This window comes from Halorubrum ruber, assembly GCF_018228765.1.
GTDB lineage: Archaea > Halobacteriota > Halobacteria > Halobacteriales > Haloferacaceae > Halorubrum > Halorubrum ruber.
Genome location: NZ_CP073695.1, coordinates 607,277 through 625,559, shown reverse-complemented (window position 1 = coordinate 625,559; position 18,283 = coordinate 607,277). Strand labels below are relative to the sequence as shown.

Annotated in this window: 28 protein-coding genes, 1 tRNA gene and 2 pseudogenes; 4 read left to right on the top strand and 27 right to left on the bottom strand. The window is 67.3% G+C overall.

Going from position 1 to position 18,283, the window contains the following annotated elements; translation table 11 throughout:
- Positions 1-353 precede the first annotated feature (353 nt).
- Positions 354-509, bottom strand: a complete 156-nt coding sequence (locus J7656_RS03030; RefSeq protein WP_211554055.1) for an ATP-binding protein — start codon at positions 507-509, stop codon at positions 354-356.
- 247 nt (positions 510-756) lie between these two features.
- Between J7656_RS03030 and J7656_RS15235 the strand changes: the two are divergent.
- From J7656_RS15235 to J7656_RS15305, 3 genes and pseudogenes are all read left to right on the top strand, one after another.
- A pseudogene (locus tag J7656_RS15235) lies at positions 757-1,046 on the top strand (toxin-antitoxin system TumE family protein).
- A 66-nt stretch (positions 1,047-1,112) separates the two neighbouring features.
- Positions 1,113-1,508: an HVO_A0114 family putative DNA-binding protein gene (locus J7656_RS03020; RefSeq protein ID WP_017343823.1), complete on the top strand. Its 396-nt coding sequence runs from the start codon at positions 1,113-1,115 to the stop codon at positions 1,506-1,508.
- 120 nt (positions 1,509-1,628) lie between these two features.
- Positions 1,629-1,727 carry a DUF8161 domain-containing protein gene (locus J7656_RS15305; RefSeq protein WP_484494412.1) on the top strand — a complete coding sequence of 33 codons (99 nt, stop codon included), beginning with the start codon at positions 1,629-1,631 and terminating at the stop codon, positions 1,725-1,727.
- 322 nt (positions 1,728-2,049) lie between these two features.
- Here J7656_RS15305 and secY read toward each other — a convergent pair.
- From secY to J7656_RS02890, 26 genes and pseudogenes are all read right to left on the bottom strand, one after another.
- Positions 2,050-3,530, bottom strand: a pseudogene (secY, locus tag J7656_RS03015) (preprotein translocase subunit SecY).
- A gap of 1 nt (position 3,531) precedes the next feature.
- The gene (locus J7656_RS03010) at positions 3,532-4,029 is read right to left on the bottom strand and encodes an uL15m family ribosomal protein (RefSeq protein ID WP_017343821.1); all 498 of its coding nucleotides are present in this window, start codon (positions 4,027-4,029) and stop codon (positions 3,532-3,534) included.
- Entirely contained in the window at positions 4,026-4,490 is a 465-nt protein-coding gene (locus J7656_RS03005; protein WP_017343820.1) for a 50S ribosomal protein L30, read from the bottom strand. Before J7656_RS03005 ends, J7656_RS03010 begins: the two co-directional genes overlap by 4 nt.
- Positions 4,490-5,137 carry a 30S ribosomal protein S5 gene (locus J7656_RS03000; protein WP_004597408.1) on the bottom strand — a complete coding sequence of 216 codons (648 nt, stop codon included), beginning with the start codon at positions 5,135-5,137 and terminating at the stop codon, positions 4,490-4,492. The genes J7656_RS03005 and J7656_RS03000 overlap by 1 nt, the downstream gene beginning before the upstream one ends.
- Positions 5,130-5,687 (bottom strand): 50S ribosomal protein L18, encoded by a 558-nt coding sequence (locus J7656_RS02995; RefSeq protein WP_017343819.1) that lies wholly within the window; start codon positions 5,685-5,687, stop codon positions 5,130-5,132. Before J7656_RS02995 ends, J7656_RS03000 begins: the two co-directional genes overlap by 8 nt.
- Positions 5,687-6,148 carry a 50S ribosomal protein L19e gene (locus J7656_RS02990; protein ID WP_017343818.1) on the bottom strand — a complete coding sequence of 154 codons (462 nt, stop codon included), beginning with the start codon at positions 6,146-6,148 and terminating at the stop codon, positions 5,687-5,689. Before J7656_RS02990 ends, J7656_RS02995 begins: the two co-directional genes overlap by 1 nt.
- On the bottom strand, positions 6,141-6,848 hold the full coding sequence (locus J7656_RS02985) for a 50S ribosomal protein L32e (RefSeq protein ID WP_211554051.1): 708 nt from the start codon (positions 6,846-6,848) through the stop codon (positions 6,141-6,143). The genes J7656_RS02990 and J7656_RS02985 overlap by 8 nt, the downstream gene beginning before the upstream one ends.
- A gap of 3 nt (positions 6,849-6,851) precedes the next feature.
- Positions 6,852-7,385, bottom strand: a complete 534-nt coding sequence (locus tag J7656_RS02980; protein WP_211554049.1) for a 50S ribosomal protein L6 — start codon at positions 7,383-7,385, stop codon at positions 6,852-6,854.
- A gap of 2 nt (positions 7,386-7,387) precedes the next feature.
- On the bottom strand, positions 7,388-7,780 hold the full coding sequence (locus J7656_RS02975) for a 30S ribosomal protein S8 (RefSeq protein WP_004047215.1): 393 nt from the start codon (positions 7,778-7,780) through the stop codon (positions 7,388-7,390).
- Between the two features lie 2 nt (positions 7,781-7,782).
- A complete protein-coding gene (locus J7656_RS02970) occupies positions 7,783-7,956 on the bottom strand; it encodes a 30S ribosomal protein S14 (protein ID WP_004597423.1) in 174 nt (57 codons plus the stop codon).
- On the bottom strand, positions 7,953-8,477 hold the full coding sequence (locus J7656_RS02965) for a 50S ribosomal protein L5 (protein WP_017343815.1): 525 nt from the start codon (positions 8,475-8,477) through the stop codon (positions 7,953-7,955). The genes J7656_RS02970 and J7656_RS02965 overlap by 4 nt, the downstream gene beginning before the upstream one ends.
- A complete protein-coding gene (locus J7656_RS02960) occupies positions 8,470-9,195 on the bottom strand; it encodes a 30S ribosomal protein S4e (protein WP_017343814.1) in 726 nt (241 codons plus the stop codon). Before J7656_RS02960 ends, J7656_RS02965 begins: the two co-directional genes overlap by 8 nt.
- Positions 9,192-9,548 (bottom strand): 50S ribosomal protein L24, encoded by a 357-nt coding sequence (gene rplX / locus J7656_RS02955; RefSeq protein WP_004597427.1) that lies wholly within the window; start codon positions 9,546-9,548, stop codon positions 9,192-9,194. The genes J7656_RS02960 and rplX overlap by 4 nt, the downstream gene beginning before the upstream one ends.
- A 2-nt stretch (positions 9,549-9,550) precedes the next feature.
- Positions 9,551-9,949 carry a 50S ribosomal protein L14 gene (locus tag J7656_RS02950; protein WP_004597429.1) on the bottom strand — a complete coding sequence of 133 codons (399 nt, stop codon included), beginning with the start codon at positions 9,947-9,949 and terminating at the stop codon, positions 9,551-9,553.
- Entirely contained in the window at positions 9,949-10,290 is a 342-nt protein-coding gene (locus J7656_RS02945) for a 30S ribosomal protein S17 (RefSeq protein ID WP_017343813.1), read from the bottom strand. The genes J7656_RS02950 and J7656_RS02945 overlap by 1 nt, the downstream gene beginning before the upstream one ends.
- On the bottom strand, positions 10,281-10,739 hold the full coding sequence (locus tag J7656_RS02940) for a ribonuclease P protein component 1 (RefSeq protein WP_211554047.1): 459 nt from the start codon (positions 10,737-10,739) through the stop codon (positions 10,281-10,283). Before J7656_RS02940 ends, J7656_RS02945 begins: the two co-directional genes overlap by 10 nt.
- Before the next feature lies 1 nt (position 10,740).
- Positions 10,741-10,956 (bottom strand): 50S ribosomal protein L29, encoded by a 216-nt coding sequence (gene rpmC / locus J7656_RS02935; protein ID WP_004597441.1) that lies wholly within the window; start codon positions 10,954-10,956, stop codon positions 10,741-10,743.
- A gap of 1 nt (position 10,957) precedes the next feature.
- Positions 10,958-11,905 carry a 30S ribosomal protein S3 gene (locus J7656_RS02930; protein ID WP_017343811.1) on the bottom strand — a complete coding sequence of 316 codons (948 nt, stop codon included), beginning with the start codon at positions 11,903-11,905 and terminating at the stop codon, positions 10,958-10,960.
- Entirely contained in the window at positions 11,905-12,369 is a 465-nt protein-coding gene (locus tag J7656_RS02925) for a 50S ribosomal protein L22 (RefSeq protein WP_017343810.1), read from the bottom strand. The genes J7656_RS02930 and J7656_RS02925 overlap by 1 nt, the downstream gene beginning before the upstream one ends.
- 3 nt (positions 12,370-12,372) lie before the next feature.
- Positions 12,373-12,798 (bottom strand): 30S ribosomal protein S19, encoded by a 426-nt coding sequence (locus tag J7656_RS02920; protein ID WP_004599532.1) that lies wholly within the window; start codon positions 12,796-12,798, stop codon positions 12,373-12,375.
- A complete protein-coding gene (locus J7656_RS02915) occupies positions 12,795-13,517 on the bottom strand; it encodes a 50S ribosomal protein L2 (protein ID WP_026046261.1) in 723 nt (240 codons plus the stop codon). Before J7656_RS02915 ends, J7656_RS02920 begins: the two co-directional genes overlap by 4 nt.
- Position 13,518: 1 nt before the next feature.
- Positions 13,519-13,773, bottom strand: coding sequence for a 50S ribosomal protein L23 (locus J7656_RS02910; protein WP_004597450.1), 255 nt, complete (start codon positions 13,771-13,773; stop codon positions 13,519-13,521).
- Positions 13,770-14,516, bottom strand: a complete 747-nt coding sequence (gene rpl4p / locus J7656_RS02905) for a 50S ribosomal protein L4 (protein ID WP_017343808.1) — start codon at positions 14,514-14,516, stop codon at positions 13,770-13,772. Before rpl4p ends, J7656_RS02910 begins: the two co-directional genes overlap by 4 nt.
- Positions 14,517-14,519: 3 nt before the next feature.
- Positions 14,520-15,536: a 50S ribosomal protein L3 gene (locus J7656_RS02900; RefSeq protein WP_026046260.1), complete on the bottom strand. Its 1,017-nt coding sequence runs from the start codon at positions 15,534-15,536 to the stop codon at positions 14,520-14,522.
- A gap of 4 nt (positions 15,537-15,540) precedes the next feature.
- Positions 15,541-16,407 (bottom strand): putative RNA uridine N3 methyltransferase, encoded by an 867-nt coding sequence (locus tag J7656_RS02895; protein ID WP_026046259.1) that lies wholly within the window; start codon positions 16,405-16,407, stop codon positions 15,541-15,543.
- Between the two features lie 174 nt (positions 16,408-16,581).
- Positions 16,582-17,883 (bottom strand): PQQ-dependent sugar dehydrogenase, encoded by a 1,302-nt coding sequence (locus tag J7656_RS02890; RefSeq protein ID WP_211554045.1) that lies wholly within the window; start codon positions 17,881-17,883, stop codon positions 16,582-16,584.
- A gap of 107 nt (positions 17,884-17,990) precedes the next feature.
- Between J7656_RS02890 and J7656_RS02885 the strand changes: the two genes are divergently transcribed.
- Positions 17,991-18,061, top strand: a tRNA-Gly gene (locus J7656_RS02885).
- Positions 18,062-18,283: the final 222 nt, after the last annotated feature.

Genomic DNA, 18,283 nt, shown 5'->3' with positions numbered 1-18,283 from the left:
TGCGCCGTGCTTCGTCCTCGCGACTGCCCCTTTGAATCCCACCCCCACGCACAGCCCCGCACCTCACGCCTCCCCAGCCTCGTCGGCCTCCCTCCGGTCGGCCGACTCCCTCGCGTGGTGCTGTCTCGCGGCCGCCGAGGGCGGCCGCTCGCAGGCACGCGCCACCGTGATAGCTGGCGCTTATTGATTCGTCCGTACTGAGCGATGGGATCGGTCGAACGCGACCGAGCGAAGCGAGGTCGCGCTTTTTGATCGAGCTTTTTCCGTGAGCGGTCGCGGGCGCAGCGAGCGACCCGACTCGGAAAACGATCGGAGTGAGGCCGTCGCGGGGGAGCTGGGCACGCGGAGAGAGATTACACCGCGTCGTCGCAGTCTTCGATGGATTTGACGACGAGCGCCGTCTTTCCCATCCGCCGACGTCCGTAGACGACGCCCAACTCCGCAGAGTCACTGTCGTATAATTCGTGGAGCCTGTCGAGTTCTCGTTCTCGGTTCACGAACGCAGGCATGTCTCCGCCTTTGAACCACCAGCATATAAAACGCACATATAGCGTAGCTCAGACTATCGTAGTTCAAACTACGGTAGTTGTGGTAACGAAATATCAGAGCATGTGAATACGGGGGTAAGAGAGACACGTACAAGATCCCGATCGCGAGGTCGTGCCTTTTCGTCAGGAGTTCGGAAGGGTACTGCCCGTTCTTTGTTAGGTTTTTCCCTAACACTCATCGGAGTAGGGTGCGTCGACACACGTATCGATGAGCGATGACGTCACCGTACTCGAAGATGAGATCGAGGCCTATGCCGACGGCACTGTTGCGCGGGTTCGCGTGCTCTCGGTCCCGACCGGTTCGAGGACGGGATCAAGTACGCCTACCACTACGGCGAAGCCGGCGCGGACGAGCCGATCATCCGATTCGACAACCACCACGGCGTCCACGAGCTCCACCTCGGGGGCGAGACCTTCGAAATCGACTACCCCGGCCTTGCGGAGATCTTCCGCGCGTGGCGGGCGGCGCTCCCGGAGGAGAAGCGCGACGACTGGTAGCGCGTTCGAGCACGGTGACCGACGTACTGGCCGCGACCGACTCCAACCGACGACCCCACACCACCCATGACTCAGACACTCCATGTTCGGATCGAGTCCGCCGACCGTAGCGACCTCGAAGAGCGCCTCGAAGCGATCGACGCCGGCGAGGACGTCGAACCCAGCGAGCCGACGCTCTCGATCGAGAACCTCGAAACGTTCGGCCGCGTCTTCCGCTCGACCAATCTCAAGCTCTTGGAAGCGATCGTCGAACACGAGCCAGGGAGCATCCGCGAGCTCGCGCGCCTCGTTGACCGGAACCCCCCGGAAGTCCTCGAAAACGTGAACGAGCTGGCCGACTACGGACTCCTCGAACTCGAAGAGGACGGCCGGGCGAAGCGGCCGGTCGTCTGGTACGACGAGATCGACGCCGACATCCCGCTCACGACCGGGTCGGGACAGGGGCGCAAGGCGAACGCCTGACCCAGCGAGGAGACCACGGATGGGCGGCGACATCGATCCGAGGATCCGCGTCCTACTGCTCACTACCACGTCGACCGCAACGCAGAGTGGTACTACGTCGACGGCGACCTCGCGGGGACGATCGCCCTCGGGCCAGCGACCGACGCCAGGCAAGGTGACGACTGGGTACTTTCGCTCTCGGCCGCGATGCGGGGTCGCGTTGAGTTAGTGTCAACATAGCTTCCGTCATGCGATTTTACAGAAGTGTTTTCAAATGTAGTAGCAGGTCGTGTTCTGTGGATCAACGGAAAGGAGAACTGAGAGGGCAGATCCGGTTCTTCGCGGAGTTACTACCTATTTTGAGTTTATAACTCAGCTATTCCGAGCCCGACGAATACGCTCGCCGTCTTGCGTTTCTGCGTAACGTAACGCGACCCGCATCTTTCCACGCCTCTTTTTTACGGGAGGAACGCGGACGTTTCGCTCGATTTTGTTATGTGACCCGCTGGGCATACCAGCGGCTACGCAGAATTAATAAATAACGCGTGGGACCCCGATGGGGTTACTCGTTGCCGAACATCTGGCGCATCATCGGATGCATCTCCATCAGCTGCTCTTCGGCGATCTCCTCGTACAGCTTGTACGTGATCGAGACCGCCAGCAGCAGTCCGGTTCCGGAGACCTGGCCGATGGTGCCGAGCAGGTTCGCCATCACGGCGAGGAACCCGACGAGGGCGCCGCCGATGACCGTGACCTGCGGGATGTACCGCTCCATCACCTTCTCGACGACCTGCGGATTCCGGCGGAACCCGGGGATCTGCATCCCGGAGTTCTGGATCTGCTTCGCGGTCGCCTCCGGCCCCATGCCGGTGGTCTCGACCCAGAAGATCGCGAAGATGGCGCCGCCGACGATCATGAACGTGAGGTCGACGGCGAGCCGGACCGCGATCATCCACGGTTCGACCGACGCCGGGATCTCGCCTAAGAACCACATCCACTGGCTGCGGCTCTGGATGGGGTTCAGGTAGTAGAACAGCCCGGAGATCGGCTGGCCCTGCTCGCTGTACTGGCCGAGGAACGCCGGCATCCCCGCCCACTGCGAGGAGAGGATCTGACCGAGGAACTGGATGTTCGCCTGCAGCGCGCGAACGAGGATCATCGGCAGGACGGACGCGTAGATGAGCTTCACCGGGAAGCGTCCGCGAGCGCCTTTCACGCGGGCGTGCGACAGAGGGATCTCGACGCGGACCGACTCCGCGTACACGACGATCCCGAAGATGAACACCGTGGTGAAAAGCGCCAGAATGCTGCCCGGATCGAACAGCAGGTTCTGGAGCCCCTCCGCCGTGAACGGCGACAGCGAGGCCGGCACGTCGCCGACGATGACGCCGTACCAGCTCGCGAAGAAGCCGGACGCGCCGAGCGCGGAGAAGCTGAAGAAGCCGCCGACGATCTGCTGGCTCACCGACGCGATGATGAACAGCCCGACGCCGGAGCCGACCCCCACTTGCTCACGATCTCGTCCATGAACAGGATGAGGATGCCGCCGACGAAGATCTGCGCGAAGATCAGCACCTGTACGCCGAACGTGCCGATGCCGAGCGCGTCACCGACGGCGGGGTCGGCCGGAAGGAAGCTCCCGGTGAACACCATCGGCGCCGCCGTGAGGGCGGCGACGATGATCACCAGCAGCTTCTGGAGGCCCTGATAGAGGACCTGGTCACGCGGGTCGTTCTCCGTGTCGAGCCCGAGGAGGTTCGCACCGCCCAACAGCTGGAGGACGATGGACGCCGTGACGATCGGTCCGATACCGACCTGTAACAGCGACCCGGACGAGCCGGCGAGCACCGACCGGAACTGCCCGAAGAAGTCCGACCCCTGCCCGACCGCCAACCCGAACGGGTTGATGTTGGTCAGGAAGAAGTAGACGATCAGGATGCCGGCCGTCCACGTGAGCTTCCGTTTGAACGGGACGTGTCCCGCGGGCCGCTCTACGACGGGCATCCGCGAGAGCACCGGTTCGGCGGCCTCCTTCCAGCTCATGTTACGCCTCGTCGTTCTCGTCGTCGGAAGTGTTTTCCGGTTCGTCAGCGGCTTCCTCGGCGCGCTCGGAGAGCGTCGCCTCGCCGCCGGCGTCCTCGATGAGCTCGACCGCACCGGCCGTGAACGCGTCGGCCGTGACGCGGAGCTCGTGGCGGACCTGCCCGCCGCCGAGCACCTTCACCACGTCGGCCTCGTGGCCGTCCTCGACGACGTCGCGCGCGTCGAAGACGTACGCGTCGCCGTCCTCGTCGGCGAGGCCCTCGGCGGCGTACAGCGCCGCGTCCTCGTCGAGCTTCTGGACCTTCACTTCGAGGACCTCCGTCTGGGCGTCCTCGGGCCGCTTGAACCCGTGTTTGCCGAGCGGGCCGTAGTTGTGATACTCGTGTTTCGAGCGGCCGGCCGCGCCGCGGCCGCCGCGGTGTCCGGCGCCGCGCCGGTTCTTGTGCGTGCCGCCGCCGTGCGTCCGAGAGCCGCGCTGTCGTCGTTTCTTGCTCGTCATCGCATCGCCTCCAGGAGACTGTCGATCTCCTCGGTGGTGTGTTTCCCGAGCTCGCCGCCCTCGATCACGGGGTGTTTGATGCCCTCGTGACCGCCGCGGGGGGCGTGGAGCCGCAGCGTCGGCGAGAGGCCCTGATCGCGCAGGGTCGTCTCCTCGTCGACGAGCGCCTCGGCCAGCGCCTCCAAGTCGGCGTAGTCGGTGTTGTCGTCGATCCATTCGTCGTCGACGTCGGCCGAGCCCTCGATCGGCTCGCCGCGCCGCGCGATCGTTCGCGCGACGGCCTCGACGCTCGGTTCCCCGAACGCGACGACGTCGTTGACCTTCGCGATCATGCCGCGGTACGAGTCCGTCTCGGGGACGAACGTCGCGTGGTTGACGCGCCCGACGTTCAGCATGTCGAGCGTGTCCTCGACGCCGTAGTCGAGGTTGACGTCGCCGCGGAGCTGCACGATCGCCTGCATCACTCGCTCACCTCGTCGTAGTGGACTTCACGCGCGTGCTGCGGAGTGCGGGACTGCGCCGCGTTCTCCAAGGCGTTGAACGTCGCCTTCGCGAGGTTCACCGTGGTGCGCGTGTTGCCGTCGGAGTTCGTCCAGGCGTCCTCGACGCCGGCGAGCTCCAGGATGTTGCGGACCGTCTCCGCGGCCGCGAGGCCCAGCCCCTGCGGGGCGGGCTTGATCTCGACCGTGACGGAGCCGGCCTTCCCCTTCGCCGTGCGGGTCAGGGAGTTGGTGCCGCCGGGCTGGTCCTCCCAGGAGCCGGAGCCGCGGTCGACCGAGATGATGTTCAGCTTCGCGACGTCGATCGCCTTCTGGATCGCGCCGCCGACCTGGTCGTCGCGGGCCTGCGCGTAGCCGAGGTAGCCGTCGCGGTTGCCCACGGCGACCACGCAGCGGAACTTCACGCGCCGGCCGGAGTCGGTCATGCGCTGGACCATGTTGATGTCCAGCACCTCGTCTTCGAGCCCCGGGAGGAGCTGGTCGACGATCTCCGCCTCCTTCAGCGGGAGGCCGGAGTTGAGCGCCTGTTCCATCGACGAGATCTCCCCGTCCTGTACCTTGCGGCCGAGTCGCGTCCGCGGCTCCCAGCCGTCGTTGTGTCTACTCATGGTCCTCCTGGATTGTCTCGAGCACGGAATCGAAGTGCTCGGGTAGCTCGCTGGCGTCGAACGAACCGCTGTACAGCGGCTCGTCGAGCTGCTCGGCGTAGTCGGCGATATGCTCGCCGCGCGTGCGCGACCAGTCCGCCAGCACGTCGTCGTTGTGCGGGATCTCGAGGCCCGCGTCGATCGCTCCTTCCTGTACCGCGAACGTCTTGTTGCCGGGCGTCGCCGTGTTGAGCCCGATGTCGAGGACGGCCTCGTCGAGGCCGGCGTCGACTGCGCGGGCGCCCGCGAGGAAGCCGGTGAGGTACGCGCTGGGGAGGTTGCCCGTGGGGGCGTCCCAGCCGTACTCGCCGAGCTCCTCGCTGGAGGCGGCCGCGTGGGTCTCGTCGCCGTCGGATCCGGGGGTCACCAGCTGCGCCCTGACGTGAGCGTTGCTCACCCGAGCGACCAGGCGAGGCTTGCCCGATTTCAGCAGGCGCAACCTCTGATGGTAATCCGTCCGGACCTCGCGGCGGCGCCGCATCGGCACCTTGTATCGTGGTCCTGTCGCCATTAGTCCGTCACCTCGTAACCGTACTGCGTCTCGATGAACGCCTCGAGACGGGCGACGTCCTCGAAGTCTCCCCCGCTCGCCTTGTTGTAGAGCGTGCGGTACTCGGAGGCGTCGAGCACGTCTTCCTCGTCGCGAAGCTCCTTCAGGCGGGCCCGCTGTGCGCGGATGCGCGCCTTCCAGTCGTCTTTCGTGTCCTGCCGCGCGCCGGAGCGGCCCTTCCGGGTACCGGCGCCCGACTGGTGCCCGTACGAGCGCTTTTCGGCGCGCTCTCGGGCGCGACCGCGCGAGTTCGTCTTCTCGTCTTTCGCGCGGATCGTTCCCTGTTCGATGAGTTCGCGGACGTCCTCTCGCGTGATGGCGTCCTCGATCTCCTCCTGTGCGTCGGGGTCGAGCCAGACGCGGCGCTTGCCGACGTCGAGCTCGTCCGCTGCGAGCCGTTTCTGCGCCTTCAGATCACTCATCGTCGACCTCCACTTCGACGTAGGTCGGGTTCAGCACGCGAATGCCCCGCTCCTCCGCCTCGTCTTCGATCAGTTCGCGCTTGCGACCGCCGACCTTCGAGGCGATACGCACCGCCTGCGTGTCGCCGTCGACGCCCTCGAGGTCGTCCGTGTTGTGCACGCGGACCTCCTCGAAGCCGCTCGGGTGCAGGTCGCGCGACGCCGTCGGCGAGCGGAAGCCGGCCTCGACGACCGGGCCCTTCGACTTCATGCGGCGGCGCTGCTTGGAGAGCCCGCCGCGCGGCTTGCGCCACGACGTCGGGATCCGCTTTTTCTTGTGGTAATCCTGCCGGTTGAACTGCGGTTTCCCCTCGCGGTGCTTCTGTGCGAGCGCGCGAGCGGTCTCGTCGTCCAGCTCCGGCGTCTTGTCGGCGTGGCCGCGGGGGCGAAGCTCCGTCTCGACGGTCTCGTCGGCGTCGGCCTCGTCGGCCTCCCCCTCGTCCGTCTCGTCTTCGATCTCCGCGTCCGCCTCCTCGTCGACCTCCAGTCCGCCGACGTCGGCCTTGATACGCGCGGCGAGCGCGTTGCCGACGCCGTCGACCTCGGAGAGCTCCGACTGGGAGGCGGCCTTCACGTCCTCGACCGTCTCGTAGCCGGCCTCGCGAAGCGCGTCCGCCTTCGAGGGACCGACACCGCTGATGTCTTCCAGTTCGTCTGCCATTGATTAGGCACCTCCGGTGGGCTTCTCGACGATGTACACGCCGTCCTGGAAGACGCGCGTGTCCTTGTCGGTCACCTTCGTCAGCTGTTCGATGTCGGCGGCGGTCTGCCCGACGGCCTCCTTGTCGGAGCCCGTCAGCGTGACCGTCTCGCCGTCGACCTGTACGTCCGTGTCTCCGCGGATCGGGGTGCGCCGCGCAGCGCTCTCTCCGAGGAAGTTCTCGATGACGACCTCGTCGCCCTCCACGTTCACCTGCATCGGGAAGTGGGCGTAGTACACTTCCATCGCGTACTCCCAGCCCTCGGTGACGCCGTGGATCATGTTGGCGACGTGGCTCTCGAAGGTGCCGACCGTGGCGTTGGTCTTCGCGTCCTCGTTTTCGGCCGCGATGACCACCGCGCCGTCCTCGACGGAAACGTCGACGTCGGGGTACCAGAGGCGTCGCGTGACGCTCCCGTTGGGCCCCTCGACGGTGAGTTCGAGGTGATCGGTCTCGGCGGAGACGTCGTCCGGAATCTCGATTTCGACTCTGTTCATTGTTAGTAGACGTATGCGATCACTTGGCCGCCGATGCCCTCCTCGCGGGCCTCGTAGTGGCTCATGACGCCGTGGCTCGTCGTGACGATGAGCGTCCCGTAGTCACGGGCGGGGAGGTATCGCTTCTCCCACTTCTCGAACTCGTCTGCGCCCGCCGAGTAGCGGGGCTTGACGGCGCCACACTCGTTGATCGCGCCTTTCAGTTCGACCTCGAACTTCCCGGCTTTTCCGTCGTCGACGTACTCGAAGCCGTCGACGTACCCGCGGTCGTAGAGGACCTCGAGGACGGAGCCGATGATGTTCGAAGCGGGCTCTACCGTGTACGACAGGTGGCCAACGCTCTCGGCGTTGTCCATGCCGGCGAGCGCGTTGGTGAATGGATCGTTTCCCGTCATGATCAGCTGTACTTCTCGAATCCCATGTCTCGGGCGACCTCGCGGAAGCACTGCCGGCAGAGGTTGATGTCGTACTTGCCGACGAGTCCCTGCTCGCGGTCGCACCGCCGGCACGTGTGCCGGGAGTCGGTGCGCTTCGCGGCGTGCTCGCCCGTGTCGTTGTTCGCTTCGCTCATTCGGTTACCTCGACGTCGAAGTTCGTTTCGAGGAACGCGGCCGCGTCCTCGGCTGTCATCCGGTGGCGAGCGGGGATGGTCCCCGTCGCCTTGTCGCGTTTCGAGACGCGGTAGCCGGGACGGACGATCGTCGTCGTCACGTCGAGGCCGTAGATCCCGGTGTTGGGATCGTACTCCTGGCTCGGGAAGTCGGTGTGGTCCTCGACCCCGAAGCTGAGGTTACCCGTGTCGTCGAACTGGCTCCGGCCGATCTCGACCAGCTCCAGCGCGGTCGCGAGGAACGCGTGCGCGTCCTCGCCCCGCAGCGTCACCTTGACGCCGATCGGGTCGCCCTTGCGGATCCCGAACTCGGCGATGGTGCGCTTCGAGGTGGTCCGGACCGACTGCTGGCCCGTGATCTCCTCGATGATCTCCTCGGCGTCGGCGAGGGGTTCACCGCCCTGCCCGACGCCCATGTGCACGACGACCTTCTCGAGGTACGGCTCGCGCATCTCGTGGTCGGCGCTCTCGGCTTCACTCATCCGAATCACCCGCCTCGTCGGCGTCGTCGTCGGTGAAGTTCTCGTCGATCACGACGACGTACTCCTCGACGGTCTCGTAGCCGCCGTCGTCGCTGGCGACGGTGACGGTGTTGTCGCCGGAGCCGAGCGTCACGTCGATGTCGTCGATCTCGCCGATCTGGCCGGCGTGCTGGCCGGCGACGGCGGTGACGAGGGCGCCCTCCTCGTACTCGAAGTGGGCGACGATCTCCTTCGTCTCGTTGTCGACGACGATCGAGTCGTTCGTGTCGTAGTCCGCGTCGTCGTCGACGCGGACGTTCGTCCCGTCGTGGAGCGTCAGCTGGACGACCCCGCCGGGGACGACGGACTTGTTCGTGATCTTCCCGAGCCGGCTGCCCGCGGCCTCCTCGTCGACGGAGGTCAGCGCGAGCCGACCGCCCTCGTCGGGGAAGACGCGGAAGAACTCCCCGCGCTCGGGGAACGCCAGGATGTCGAACATCCCGATCGGACGCTGCTCGTCCGAGACCGCGTCCCCGTTGACGAGGATCGAGTCGTTGTTCAGCGCGTAGCGCGCCTCCTTCGTCGAGTCGACGTAGCCGAGCACGTCCCGCAGCAGGACGACGAGCGGAACGCCCGCCTCGCCGTGCGGGCCCGCGCCCGCCTTCACGGTGAACGTGTTCGTCTTGCGCTCGACCGGCCAGGAGTTCGGTACTGACAGTCGCTTCTGGTGTCGCGTCATTCGTTGTCCTCCTGGAGCCGCGCCTCCCGGCGCTCGTCTTCCAGGTCCAGTTCGGTCACCCGGACGTTGCTCGCCGGGATGGGGCGGGGAACCTCCTCCCCGTCCGCCTTCTCGACGGTGACGTCCTCGACCGTGATCCGCTCGGCGGACAGGTCGACGGAGACGACCTCCGCCTCCGTGCCGGCCGCGTCGCCGCGAAGCACCTCGACGGTGTCGCCGGCGTTGACGCGGACGTTCCGCTGTCCGTACTCCTCGCGGAGATCCTCGGTGAGGGTGGCCCGGACCTGATTCTGCCGCTCGTGGAGCGGCGCGGTCTCCGACCGTTTTCGCTGTTTGCGTGGCTGTTTCGTCATAGTTAGACGATCATCGTCGCGGTCGAGGCGATGCTCCCGAATCGTTCGGCGACCTCGCGGGCGACGGGGCCTTTGATCTCCGTGCCCCGCGGCTCCTCGAGGTCGTCGATGATGACGGCCGCGTTGTCCTCGAACTTCACGCGCGTGCCGTCCGGACGGCGGATCGGCTTGCGCTGGCGGACGACGACCGCCTCCAGCACCTGCCGCCGCATCTCCGGGGTCCCTTTGGTGACCGAGACGGTCACCTTGTCGCCGATTCCTGCCTTCGGGTGGCGGTTCTTCGTGCCGGAGTAGCCCGACACGGAGATGACCTTCAGCTCACGGGCGCCGGTGTTGTCGGCGCACGTGATCAGCGAGCCCTTCGAGAGCCCCTGCGTGACGTCGGCCTTGAGCGCCTCCATCACTGATCACCCAGGATCTCGACGACGACGTGGGACTTCGTCTTCGAGAGCGGTCGCGTCTCCGCGATTTTCACTTCGTCACCGACTTCGAGCGAGTCGAGCACGCCCGGCACGTGGGCCGGGATGCGCGAGCGACGCTTCATGTACCGGTCGTATTTCGGTACGAACACGTCGTACTCTCGCTCGACGATGACGGTCTTTGCCATATCCGTCGACACGACCGTTCCCTCGCGAGTCTGGCCGCGGACGGAGAGCTGCCCGTAGAACGGGCACTTCTCGTAGTCGTAATCCTCCGGGTTGTCTGGCTCCGGAGGCGTGGGTACGTCGATTCCTATCGCCATTGTGTGGCACCTCGTTCGGTGCGTTCGGCGGGCCGATGCCGCAACCGATCGCCATCCACCGTCGCGTAGACCGCGTCTTTGCACTCGCCTCGTCGGCTCGCCGGACCCGCGCCGTCACCGGTGACGACGCTTTCGGACCCGGACGGGCCAGACTGACGGGGGCGGACCCCCGTAGTATCCGACCCGAGTTGGGACGCGGACCCCGGCGACTCTCCGTCGCCGGCGGCTTCATCTGTGCGAGCGGTCGGCGTCTCGACGACGCCGAACTCGAACGTCGCGCCCGATTTGGGCACGCGTTTGTCCCCCGACCCCGTCCGGACCACGAGGGTGCCGAACGTCTCGTCGAGCACGCGACCGGCGATGCCCACGTGGGCGTCGCTGTCGGCGTCGACCACCCGAATCGGGAGGCCGACGAGCTCGTGTCGAACGAGGGTGTCGGGGGAGATCATCTTACTGTTCGTCGTCGAAGTCGCCTTCTTCCGCCTGGATCGTCTTGATCCGCGCGATGGTCTTCTTCAGCTCGTTGACGCGGCCCGGGCTCTCCGGCATGCCGCCGGCCGCCCGCTGCGCCTTCGAATTGAGCAGCTCGGTCTCGAGCTCCTCGAGTTCGACCTCCCGCTCCGCCGCGGTCATGTCGCGGATCTCGTCGGTGTAGAGGATCGCCATATTACTCGTCCTCCTCGTCTTCCTCGTCGGCCGCTTCCATCTCCGCGACGAGGTCGGCCGCCTCGGACTCGATCTCCTCGTCGAGCTCGTCGAGTTCGTCGGCCTCGACGTCCTCGTCGACCGGTTCCTCCGCGGCGACGTCCGTCGCCTCGTCGGCCGTCTCCTGCGTCTCCTCGACGACTTCCTCGACGACCTCCTCGTCGATGACGTCCGTGGGGTCCTCGTCGGGCACCTCGACGTCCTCGTCGTCGTCGCCCACGTCCGGAACCTCGTCGGGCTCCTCCTCGAGGAGCGACTCGACGCCCTCGTCGGCGTCGGCGTCGACCGCCGCCTGCTCGACCTCCGGGACCTCGGCGTCCTCGCGGACGTCGAAGTCGTCCGGGAGCGTCGCGCCCGGCGGGATGATCTTCACGTTGACGCCGATCGTCCCGAGCTTCATCACGGCGACGCCCTGGCCGTGGTCGACGACCTCCTCGGCGGGCTCGCCGTTGTGCTTGATGTAGCCGCGGTTGAACTTCTCGACGCGCGAGCGCGCGCCGGTGACCTTGCCGGACAGGACGATCTCGGCGCCCAGCGCGCCCGCGTCCATGATCCGGTCGATCGTCGTGTGACCGGCCTTCCGGAAGTACCAGCCGCGTTCGAGGGCGTTCGCCAGACGGTCCGCGACGATCTGGGCGTTCAGGTCGGGCTCGTCGACCTCCTGAACGTCGATCTGCGGGTCGTCCATGTCGAAGCGCTCCTCGAGCTCGGTGGTGATCTTGCGGATGTTCTTCCCGCCCTTCCCGATCACCATGCCGGGCTTTTCGGCCTTTAAGACGATCTGGGTGCCCATCGGCGTCTGGGCGACGTCCATCCCGCCGTAGCCGGCGCGGCCGAGCTCGTCCGCGAAGAACTCGTTGATCTGGGAACGGCGCAGGCCGTCCTCGATGAATTGGTGTTCGTCAGCCATTAGTTGTCAGCCTCCGGCTCCTCGATGATCAGTTCGACGTCCGCGAGGGTGGTGTTCCACTCCGTCGCGCCCGCGGCGCGGGGGTTCCGGCCGGGTCGCTCGCCGACCTTGTGGGGAGCGACGTGTTTGATCACCATCTCCTCGCCGTCGAACCCCTGTTCGTCGGCGTTGTTCTTGACGTTCTCCAAGAGCTTGAGGAAGTCCTTGGCGGCCTTCTCGGGGTACCGTCCCGCGTCCCAGCCGTCGATGTCGGAGCGGTGGCCCGCGCCGGCGTTGTGCTGGCGCATCGGCACCGAGGTCTCCTCGTCGATCACTTCGTGGAGGTACTCCTCCGCGTCGGCGACCGTCTCGCCTTTGATCTCTCGGGAGATCTCCTTGCTGTCCTTCACGCTGATGGGCCGGTCGCGGAGCATCCCCTTGGCGGTGGTCTCCGGGTCGGCCTCGACGCTGTAGTTGATTCCCATGGGTTACTTGAGGGGCACGAACTTCGAGGACCGGGTCGCGCCGATGCCGGCCTGACCGTGTTCGACGGTGCTTCGCGTGAGGTGGAACTCGCCGAGGTAGTGCCCGATCATCTCGGGCTCGACCTGAACGCGCTCGAAGCTGTGGCCGTTGTACACGGCGAAGGTGACGCCGACGAACTCCGGGAGCACCGGCATGTCGCGCAGGTGCGTCCGGATCGGGTCGTCCGCCGTCGTCTCCTTGTCGCGGCTTCGGACCGTCTCCAGCAGCTTCTGCTGTTCGGTGCCGAGTCCGCGAACGATGCTTCGCCGCTGGCGTGCGGGGAGCAGTTCCGCGACCTCGTCTACGTCCATCTCCTGCAGCTCGTCGAGCGAGTGACCGCGGTAGGCGAACTCCTTGCCCTCGCGGCCGGTTCGGTAATCTGAACTCATTTGTTGCCACCTCGTCCGGTGCGCTTGGATGCGATGTCACCGACCTTGCGTCCCGGCGGAGCGTTCCGCGAGACGGACTTCGGCTGGCCGGGGTGTTGGCGACCACCGCCACCGAAGGGGTGGTCGACGGCGTTCATCGCGACGCCGCGCACGCGCGGGTATTTGGTGCCGCGCGCTTTCATCTTGTGGTGCTTGTTACCGGCCTTGACGAAGGGTTTCTCCGTCCGGCCACCGCCCGCGACCACGCCGATCGTGGCGCGGCACTGGGGGTCGAGCCGCTTCACTTCGCCGCTGGGGAGCTGGACGACCGCGACGTCGCGGTCGTGGGTGAGAAGCGTCGCCGACACGCCGGAGGCGCGCGCGAACTTCCCGCCGTCCCCGCGGTTGCTCTCGACGTTACAGACCGGAACGCCCTCGGGGATCTCCGCCAGCGGGAGCGTGTTGCCCGGCTTGATCTCGGCCGAGACGCCGACCTGAATCGTCTCGCCAACGCGCACGCCCTCGGGGGCGAGCACGAGGCGACGGTCGTCGTCCTCGAACTCGACCTCCGCGAGGGGGGCCGAGCGGGCCGGGTCGTGTTCGATCCCGACGATCTCGCCGGTGATCGTGTCCACGTCTTCGAGCTTCTTGTGCGACAGTTCCGCCTTGTAACGGTGGGAGGGGGCCCGGAACGTCGGGCCGCCGCGTCCGCGCCGTTGTCCTTGAATTCGTCGTCCCATCTCAGAACACCCCGATGCGCGAGGCGATTTCGGTCGCGTCGTCGTCCGCGGACAGGGTGACGATCGCCTTCTTCTCGCCCTGCGGCGTCACCTGCGTGTTCACGTTGACGACGCCCACGTCGTAGCGCTCGGCGACCTCGGATTCGATCTCCGGTTTGGTCGCGTCCACGTCGACGAGGAACAGCAGCTTGTTGTTGAAGTCCATCTCGTTCATCGCCTGCTCGGTGACGATCGGATGCTCGATGATCGAGTTCATCGGTCCGCCACCTCCGCGACGGCGCTTTCGGTCCACAGCGTGAGGCGGCCCGGGTGCGCGCCGGGCGCGAGGTCCTCAGCGTTGACTTCTCGCGCGGTCGCGACGTCGACGCCCGCGAGGTTGCGGGCGGCGCGCGACGGCTCCTCGCTGGTAACCACGAGGACGGACTTGGGCTGGCGGTACTTCCGACCGCGGGCCTTCCCCTGTCCGGCGCGGACGGAGCGGCCCTCCTCGGCGCGCGCGATGTCGGCGTCGACGCCGACCGCTTCGAGCACGCCCAGGGCCTCCTGAGTCTTCTTCAGGTCCTCGAACTCGTCGCTCACGACGAGCGGGAGGTCGAGGTCCTCGTCGAACGCGTGGCCGCGCTCGGCGACGAGCTCGGCGTCGGTCGTGGCCGCGATGGCCGACCGGATCGCGAACTGTCGCTCCTTGTCGTTGAGGCTCTTCGTCTGGTCCTTCTCGGCCTTCGGCGGGTGCGCGGCGCGGCCCGACACGGCGTGCGGGACGCGACGGGCGACGTTCTCGGAACGTGGCACGTGCGCGAGCCCGCGGCCGGAGCCGAACGACTCGGCGGGCGTCCGCAGCCCGGCGAACTCGTCGGCCCCGTAGGCCTGCTTCCGGTTTGCCTGAGCGGCGCCGACCGCGCGACCGATGAGGTCCGGTCGGAACGCGGTGTCGAAGACGGCCGGCAGCTCGATGCTGCCCGCCTCGTCGCCGTCCAGGTCGTGTACTGTTGCGTTCATTGGTTATCCCTGGTTGGATTCGGTGGAAACGTACCGGACCTCGGGGTCGAGGCGCGGCTGGTCGTTCGGCCGGATGGCCGGGCGAAGTCGAAGCAGGCGCTGGTCCGGTCCGGGCAGCGAGCCCTTGATGAGCGCGTACTCGCCGTCGACCTCGCCGTAGTTGACGAAGCCGCCGTCGACGGAGGCGTCGTCGCCCTCGCCGAAGTCGATGAGGCGCTTGTTGAGCTCGGTGCGCTGGTGGTAGCCGGTCTGGCCCTGCTGGGGCACGGTGGAGCGGACGCGGGAGGGGTTCCACGGACCGAGGTTACCGATCCGGCGCCGCCATCCCTGGCGGGCGTGTTTGCCCTTCCGCTTTTGAACGCCCCAGCGCTTGACGGGACCCTGCGTCCCCTTCCCCTTCGTGATGCCGGAGACGTCGGTGTACTGGCCGGCGCGGAAGACGTCGCCGAACTCGTGGGCGCCGCCCTCGGCGACCAGGTCCAGCGCGAAGTCGGCGCGCTCCTCTAAGGAGCCGCCGCCGACGCGCGTCTCCATGACGTCGGGCTTCTTCTTGGGGACGTTCGAGAGGTCCGAGGGGGCCGTGTGCGTGATGACGCGCACGTCGTCGACGACGTCGTCGTCGAGCAGCGCGCGAAGCTCGTCGGCGTCCTCCTCGAATGTTTCCTCGGCCGGCAGGTCGAGCGCGCGGTCGAGCTCCTCGTGGAACTCGGTCGCCCAGACCTCTTCGACCGGCTTCTGTCCGTACGGCGTATCCTCGTAGGCTCGGACGGCGACGGCGTACATCTGCGGCGTCTCGACGACGGTGACGGGGACGGCCTCTTCCATCCCTTCACGCGGCGAGTTCGCCTCGTCGTTGACCATCATGACGTGGGTCATCCCGGCCTTGTAGCCGGCGAATCCCTGCAGCGCAGGGGCCCCATCGTCTTCTGGCCACGAACGGATGCGCGGCACCTCGCTGTCTGCGCGGGTGCGCGGGCCGTAGCCCAGCGAGCCTTTTCGTGGTCGGCTTGGTTGTGGCATGTGTTTACTCCGTGAGTGTGAGCGAGCCGAGGGTCGCGAACAGAGCCTCCTCCGTCCGGACGACCTCGCTCGCCTGTGCCGGGATCGTGTTCAGCCAGAGGTCGAACCCCGGATCGGGTTCGACCGAGCGGCCGTCGGCGACGGCCGCCCGAATGCGGTCGGGCGAAAGCCCGAGCATCTCCGGAAGCCCCCGCTCGGGCGCCCCGAAGGCGACGGTGTAACCGCCGGCCTCGCGGGCGTCCGAGACGAGGTCGCCGAGCCGCGAGACGGAGAGTGCTTCTCCGTGTCGCGACGTCGCGACGGCCACTCCGTCGCCGGCGAGCGCTTCCGACAGGTCCGCGGCCACGACCTGGAAGCCCTCCTCGGGCTTCCCGGCGATGCGGGCGCGGACCGGTTCTCTCGAAGAGACCCTGATGGTGACGCGCTCCCCCTGCTCGACCTCCATTCCGGAGGGAACGAGCAGGGAGATCGGGTGTTCCCGCAGCGGGGAATTGACCCGGACGCGGCCTTCAGGTCCGACCTCGGTCACGAGTCCCTGTGTTTTCGACTCTCCCCCGCTAGGGGTCGAGCCGGTCCGCCACGGCACGCGGAGCGGGGGGAGTACGCCGACGTACCGGAGCTCGTCGCGTTGCCCCCAGAGATCCTTCCGGAGCTCCGGCGGCGTCGCGGCGTACCCCAGCACGGTACGGACGTACTCCCCGCCCCGTCGACCGTCGCCTTCCGCGTCGGGGAAGACGACGAGCCGATCCGCCCGGAACACCGCCGCCGCACGGGCGACGTAGCCGAGTTTGCGAGTCGCCTCGCGGTCGTCCTCGGCTTCCCGGACGAGCGAAGACGGAACACATATCGTGAGTCCGTCTTCGGTACGCATCGTGGCGAGACTGTACACCTCGATTCCGGACGCCACCGTAAAAGGATAGCGGTCCCGATTTCGGGCTGTGGCGCGTTCACACGGGGTCTGGCGGCCGAATCGCCCCGCCGATCCGAGCGAACCGTTCTCACGGGTCGCGATCCGAAAGCCGTCCCCGCGAAGCGGGATCCGAGCTCACGCCGGAACGATCCGCGCCACGGGCGCGTCGCCCGCGTCGACCGCGACGTAGAGGTGACCGGTGGTCGGCTCGACCGCGACCGCGCGCATGCGCCACTCCCGGTCGTCGAGCAGCGGGTCGCGCTCGGTCACCGTCGCGTCGAGCCCGTCGCCGTCCACCGTGAACCGCCCGAGGTACCGCGCCGCGAGCGTGCCCGCAAACAGGTCGCCGCGCCACTCCGGGAACGCGTCGCCGTCGTAGAAGACTGCCCCGCTCGGCGGGAAGCCCCCGGAGCCGCAGGGCCAGTAGTGGACCGGCGCGACCACGCCGTCGCGCTCGTCGTGGCCCGGCGCGACGGGGTCGTCCGTCCCGTAGCGACACGCCTCGCTGGCGATCGGCCAGCCGTAGTTGCCGCCGCGCTCGACGACGTTGATCTCGTCGCCGTCGCGCTCGCCGTGTTCGCACTGCCAGATCCGACCCGTCTCCGGGCGCACGGCCATCGCCTGCGGATTGCGGTGGCCGTAGCTGTAGACCGCGTCGGCCGCGTCCGAGTCGTCGACGAACGGGTTGTCCGGGTGGGCGTCGCCGTCCGGGGTCAGGCGGAGGGTCGCGCCCAGCTCGTTCGACCGGTCCTGCGAGACGTGGTCCGGGCCGAAGTCGGTGTCGCGCCGGTCGCCGACCGTGACGAACAGCGCGCCGTCCGGCCCGAACGTCGCCCGCGACCCGAAGTGGAGGTCCGTGTCGCGGAACGGCTCGGCGACGAAGATCGGCTCGAAGCCGTCGAGCGCGGGCGCATCGCCGCCGTCGAGCGACAGCCGGCCGACGCCGACGTGGGTCGTCGCGCCGTCCGCACCGTCGCCGGCCGGGCTGTCCGCGGCGCTCGCCGAGTACGTCAGGTACACGCGCGGGTCGTCGGGGTAGTCGGGGTGGACCGCGACGTCGAGCAGCCCGCCCTGTCCCTCGGCGAACACTTCGGGTGCGCCCGCGACGTCCTCGACGCTCCCGTCCGCGGGGTCGACAAGCGAGAGTCGGCCGGCCCGTTCGGTGACCAGCAGGCGGCCGTCGTCGGGCAGGAACGCGAGCCCCCAGGGATTCTCGAACCCCTCGGCGACGGTCTCGACGTCGTACGCGACGTCGGCGCCGTCGTCGGGCGGGAGGTCGTCGTCGGGGTCGTCGGGGCCGTCGCCCCCGTCGGGGTCACCCTCGTCTCCGCTACCGCCGAGGCAGCCGGAAAGCGCAGGGAGGGCGGTCAGTCCGGCGAGGCCGCCGGCCGCGCGGAGGGCGGTGCGTCTGTCGATGCGGTCGGGGAGATCGGTCATCGTTCGGATACGGATCCGTGTGGGGACGCGCCACCGATGACCCTTCCGCCGACGCTCGTTCGGAACCCTTATATCTCCGACCCGGGCTACGATCGAATGCGAAGCACGCACCGGTAGTGTAGTGGTATCACGCAACCTTGCCATGGTTGCAACCCGAGTTCAAATCTCGGCCGGTGCATTTTGCGAACGAAGTGAGCAAAATCACCGAGAGAGATTTGAACGCTATCGGTGATTTATAAATGGACGGCAGATCGGCGGCGAACACTTCTAAAGCCCCAGCCGCTCGCTTATAAGTTGTTGATACTGACCCGGCGACGAACACCTCCAAAGCCCCAGCCGGGAGGACTCGCGCGACTCGCTGCGGTCCTCACTCGGTCGCTACCGCTCCCTCGTTCCGGTC

Bases quoted from the DNA above. Each gene is read 5' to 3' on its own strand.
- J7656_RS02925 (WP_017343810.1), bottom strand. From the start codon at position 12,369: ATGGGAATCAACTACAGCGTCGAGGCCGACCCGGAGACCACCGCCAAG.
- rplX (WP_004597427.1), bottom strand. From the start codon at position 9,548: ATGACGAAACAGCCACGCAAACAGCGAAAACGGTCGGAGACCGCGCCG.
- J7656_RS02950 (WP_004597429.1), bottom strand. From the start codon at position 9,949: ATGGAGGCGCTCAAGGCCGACGTCACGCAGGGGCTCTCGAAGGGCTCG.
- J7656_RS02940 (WP_211554047.1), bottom strand. From the start codon at position 10,739: ATGATCTCCCCCGACACCCTCGTTCGACACGAGCTCGTCGGCCTCCCG.
- J7656_RS02970 (WP_004597423.1), bottom strand. From the start codon at position 7,956: ATGAGCGAAGCGAACAACGACACGGGCGAGCACGCCGCGAAGCGCACC.
- J7656_RS02915 (WP_026046261.1), bottom strand. From the start codon at position 13,517: ATGGGACGACGAATTCAAGGACAACGGCGCGGACGCGGCGGCCCGACG.
- J7656_RS02960 (WP_017343814.1), bottom strand. From the start codon at position 9,195: ATGACGCGACACCAGAAGCGACTGTCAGTACCGAACTCCTGGCCGGTC.
- J7656_RS02890 (WP_211554045.1), bottom strand. From the start codon at position 17,883: ATGACCGATCTCCCCGACCGCATCGACAGACGCACCGCCCTCCGCGCG.
- J7656_RS03000 (WP_004597408.1), bottom strand. From the start codon at position 5,137: ATGAGTAGACACAACGACGGCTGGGAGCCGCGGACGCGACTCGGCCGC.
- J7656_RS02980 (WP_211554049.1), bottom strand. From the start codon at position 7,385: ATGAACAGAGTCGAAATCGAGATTCCGGACGACGTCTCCGCCGAGACC.
- J7656_RS02965 (WP_017343815.1), bottom strand. From the start codon at position 8,477: ATGAGTGAAGCCGAGAGCGCCGACCACGAGATGCGCGAGCCGTACCTC.
- J7656_RS03030 (WP_211554055.1), bottom strand. From the start codon at position 509: ATGCCTGCGTTCGTGAACCGAGAACGAGAACTCGACAGGCTCCACGAA.
- rpmC (WP_004597441.1), bottom strand. From the start codon at position 10,956: ATGGCGATCCTCTACACCGACGAGATCCGCGACATGACCGCGGCGGAG.
- rpl4p (WP_017343808.1), bottom strand. From the start codon at position 14,516: ATGAACGCAACAGTACACGACCTGGACGGCGACGAGGCGGGCAGCATC.
- J7656_RS02975 (WP_004047215.1), bottom strand. From the start codon at position 7,780: ATGACGGGAAACGATCCATTCACCAACGCGCTCGCCGGCATGGACAAC.
- J7656_RS03005 (WP_017343820.1), bottom strand. From the start codon at position 4,490: ATGCAGGCGATCGTGCAGCTCCGCGGCGACGTCAACCTCGACTACGGC.
- J7656_RS02995 (WP_017343819.1), bottom strand. From the start codon at position 5,687: ATGGCGACAGGACCACGATACAAGGTGCCGATGCGGCGCCGCCGCGAG.
- J7656_RS02990 (WP_017343818.1), bottom strand. From the start codon at position 6,148: ATGAGTGATCTGAAGGCGCAGAAACGGCTCGCAGCGGACGAGCTCGAC.
- J7656_RS02920 (WP_004599532.1), bottom strand. From the start codon at position 12,798: ATGAGTTCAGATTACCGAACCGGCCGCGAGGGCAAGGAGTTCGCCTAC.
- J7656_RS02895 (WP_026046259.1), bottom strand. From the start codon at position 16,407: ATGCGTACCGAAGACGGACTCACGATATGTGTTCCGTCTTCGCTCGTC.
- J7656_RS02930 (WP_017343811.1), bottom strand. From the start codon at position 11,905: ATGGCTGACGAACACCAATTCATCGAGGACGGCCTGCGCCGTTCCCAG.
- J7656_RS02945 (WP_017343813.1), bottom strand. From the start codon at position 10,290: ATGGCGATAGGAATCGACGTACCCACGCCTCCGGAGCCAGACAACCCG.
- J7656_RS02910 (WP_004597450.1), bottom strand. From the start codon at position 13,773: ATGAACTCGATCATCGAGCATCCGATCGTCACCGAGCAGGCGATGAAC.
- J7656_RS03020 (WP_017343823.1), top strand. From the start codon at position 1,113: ATGACTCAGACACTCCATGTTCGGATCGAGTCCGCCGACCGTAGCGAC.
- J7656_RS02900 (WP_026046260.1), bottom strand. From the start codon at position 15,536: ATGCCACAACCAAGCCGACCACGAAAAGGCTCGCTGGGCTACGGCCCG.
- J7656_RS02985 (WP_211554051.1), bottom strand. From the start codon at position 6,848: ATGGCAGACGAACTGGAAGACATCAGCGGTGTCGGTCCCTCGAAGGCG.
- J7656_RS03010 (WP_017343821.1), bottom strand. From the start codon at position 4,029: ATGACGAGCAAGAAACGACGACAGCGCGGCTCTCGGACGCACGGCGGC.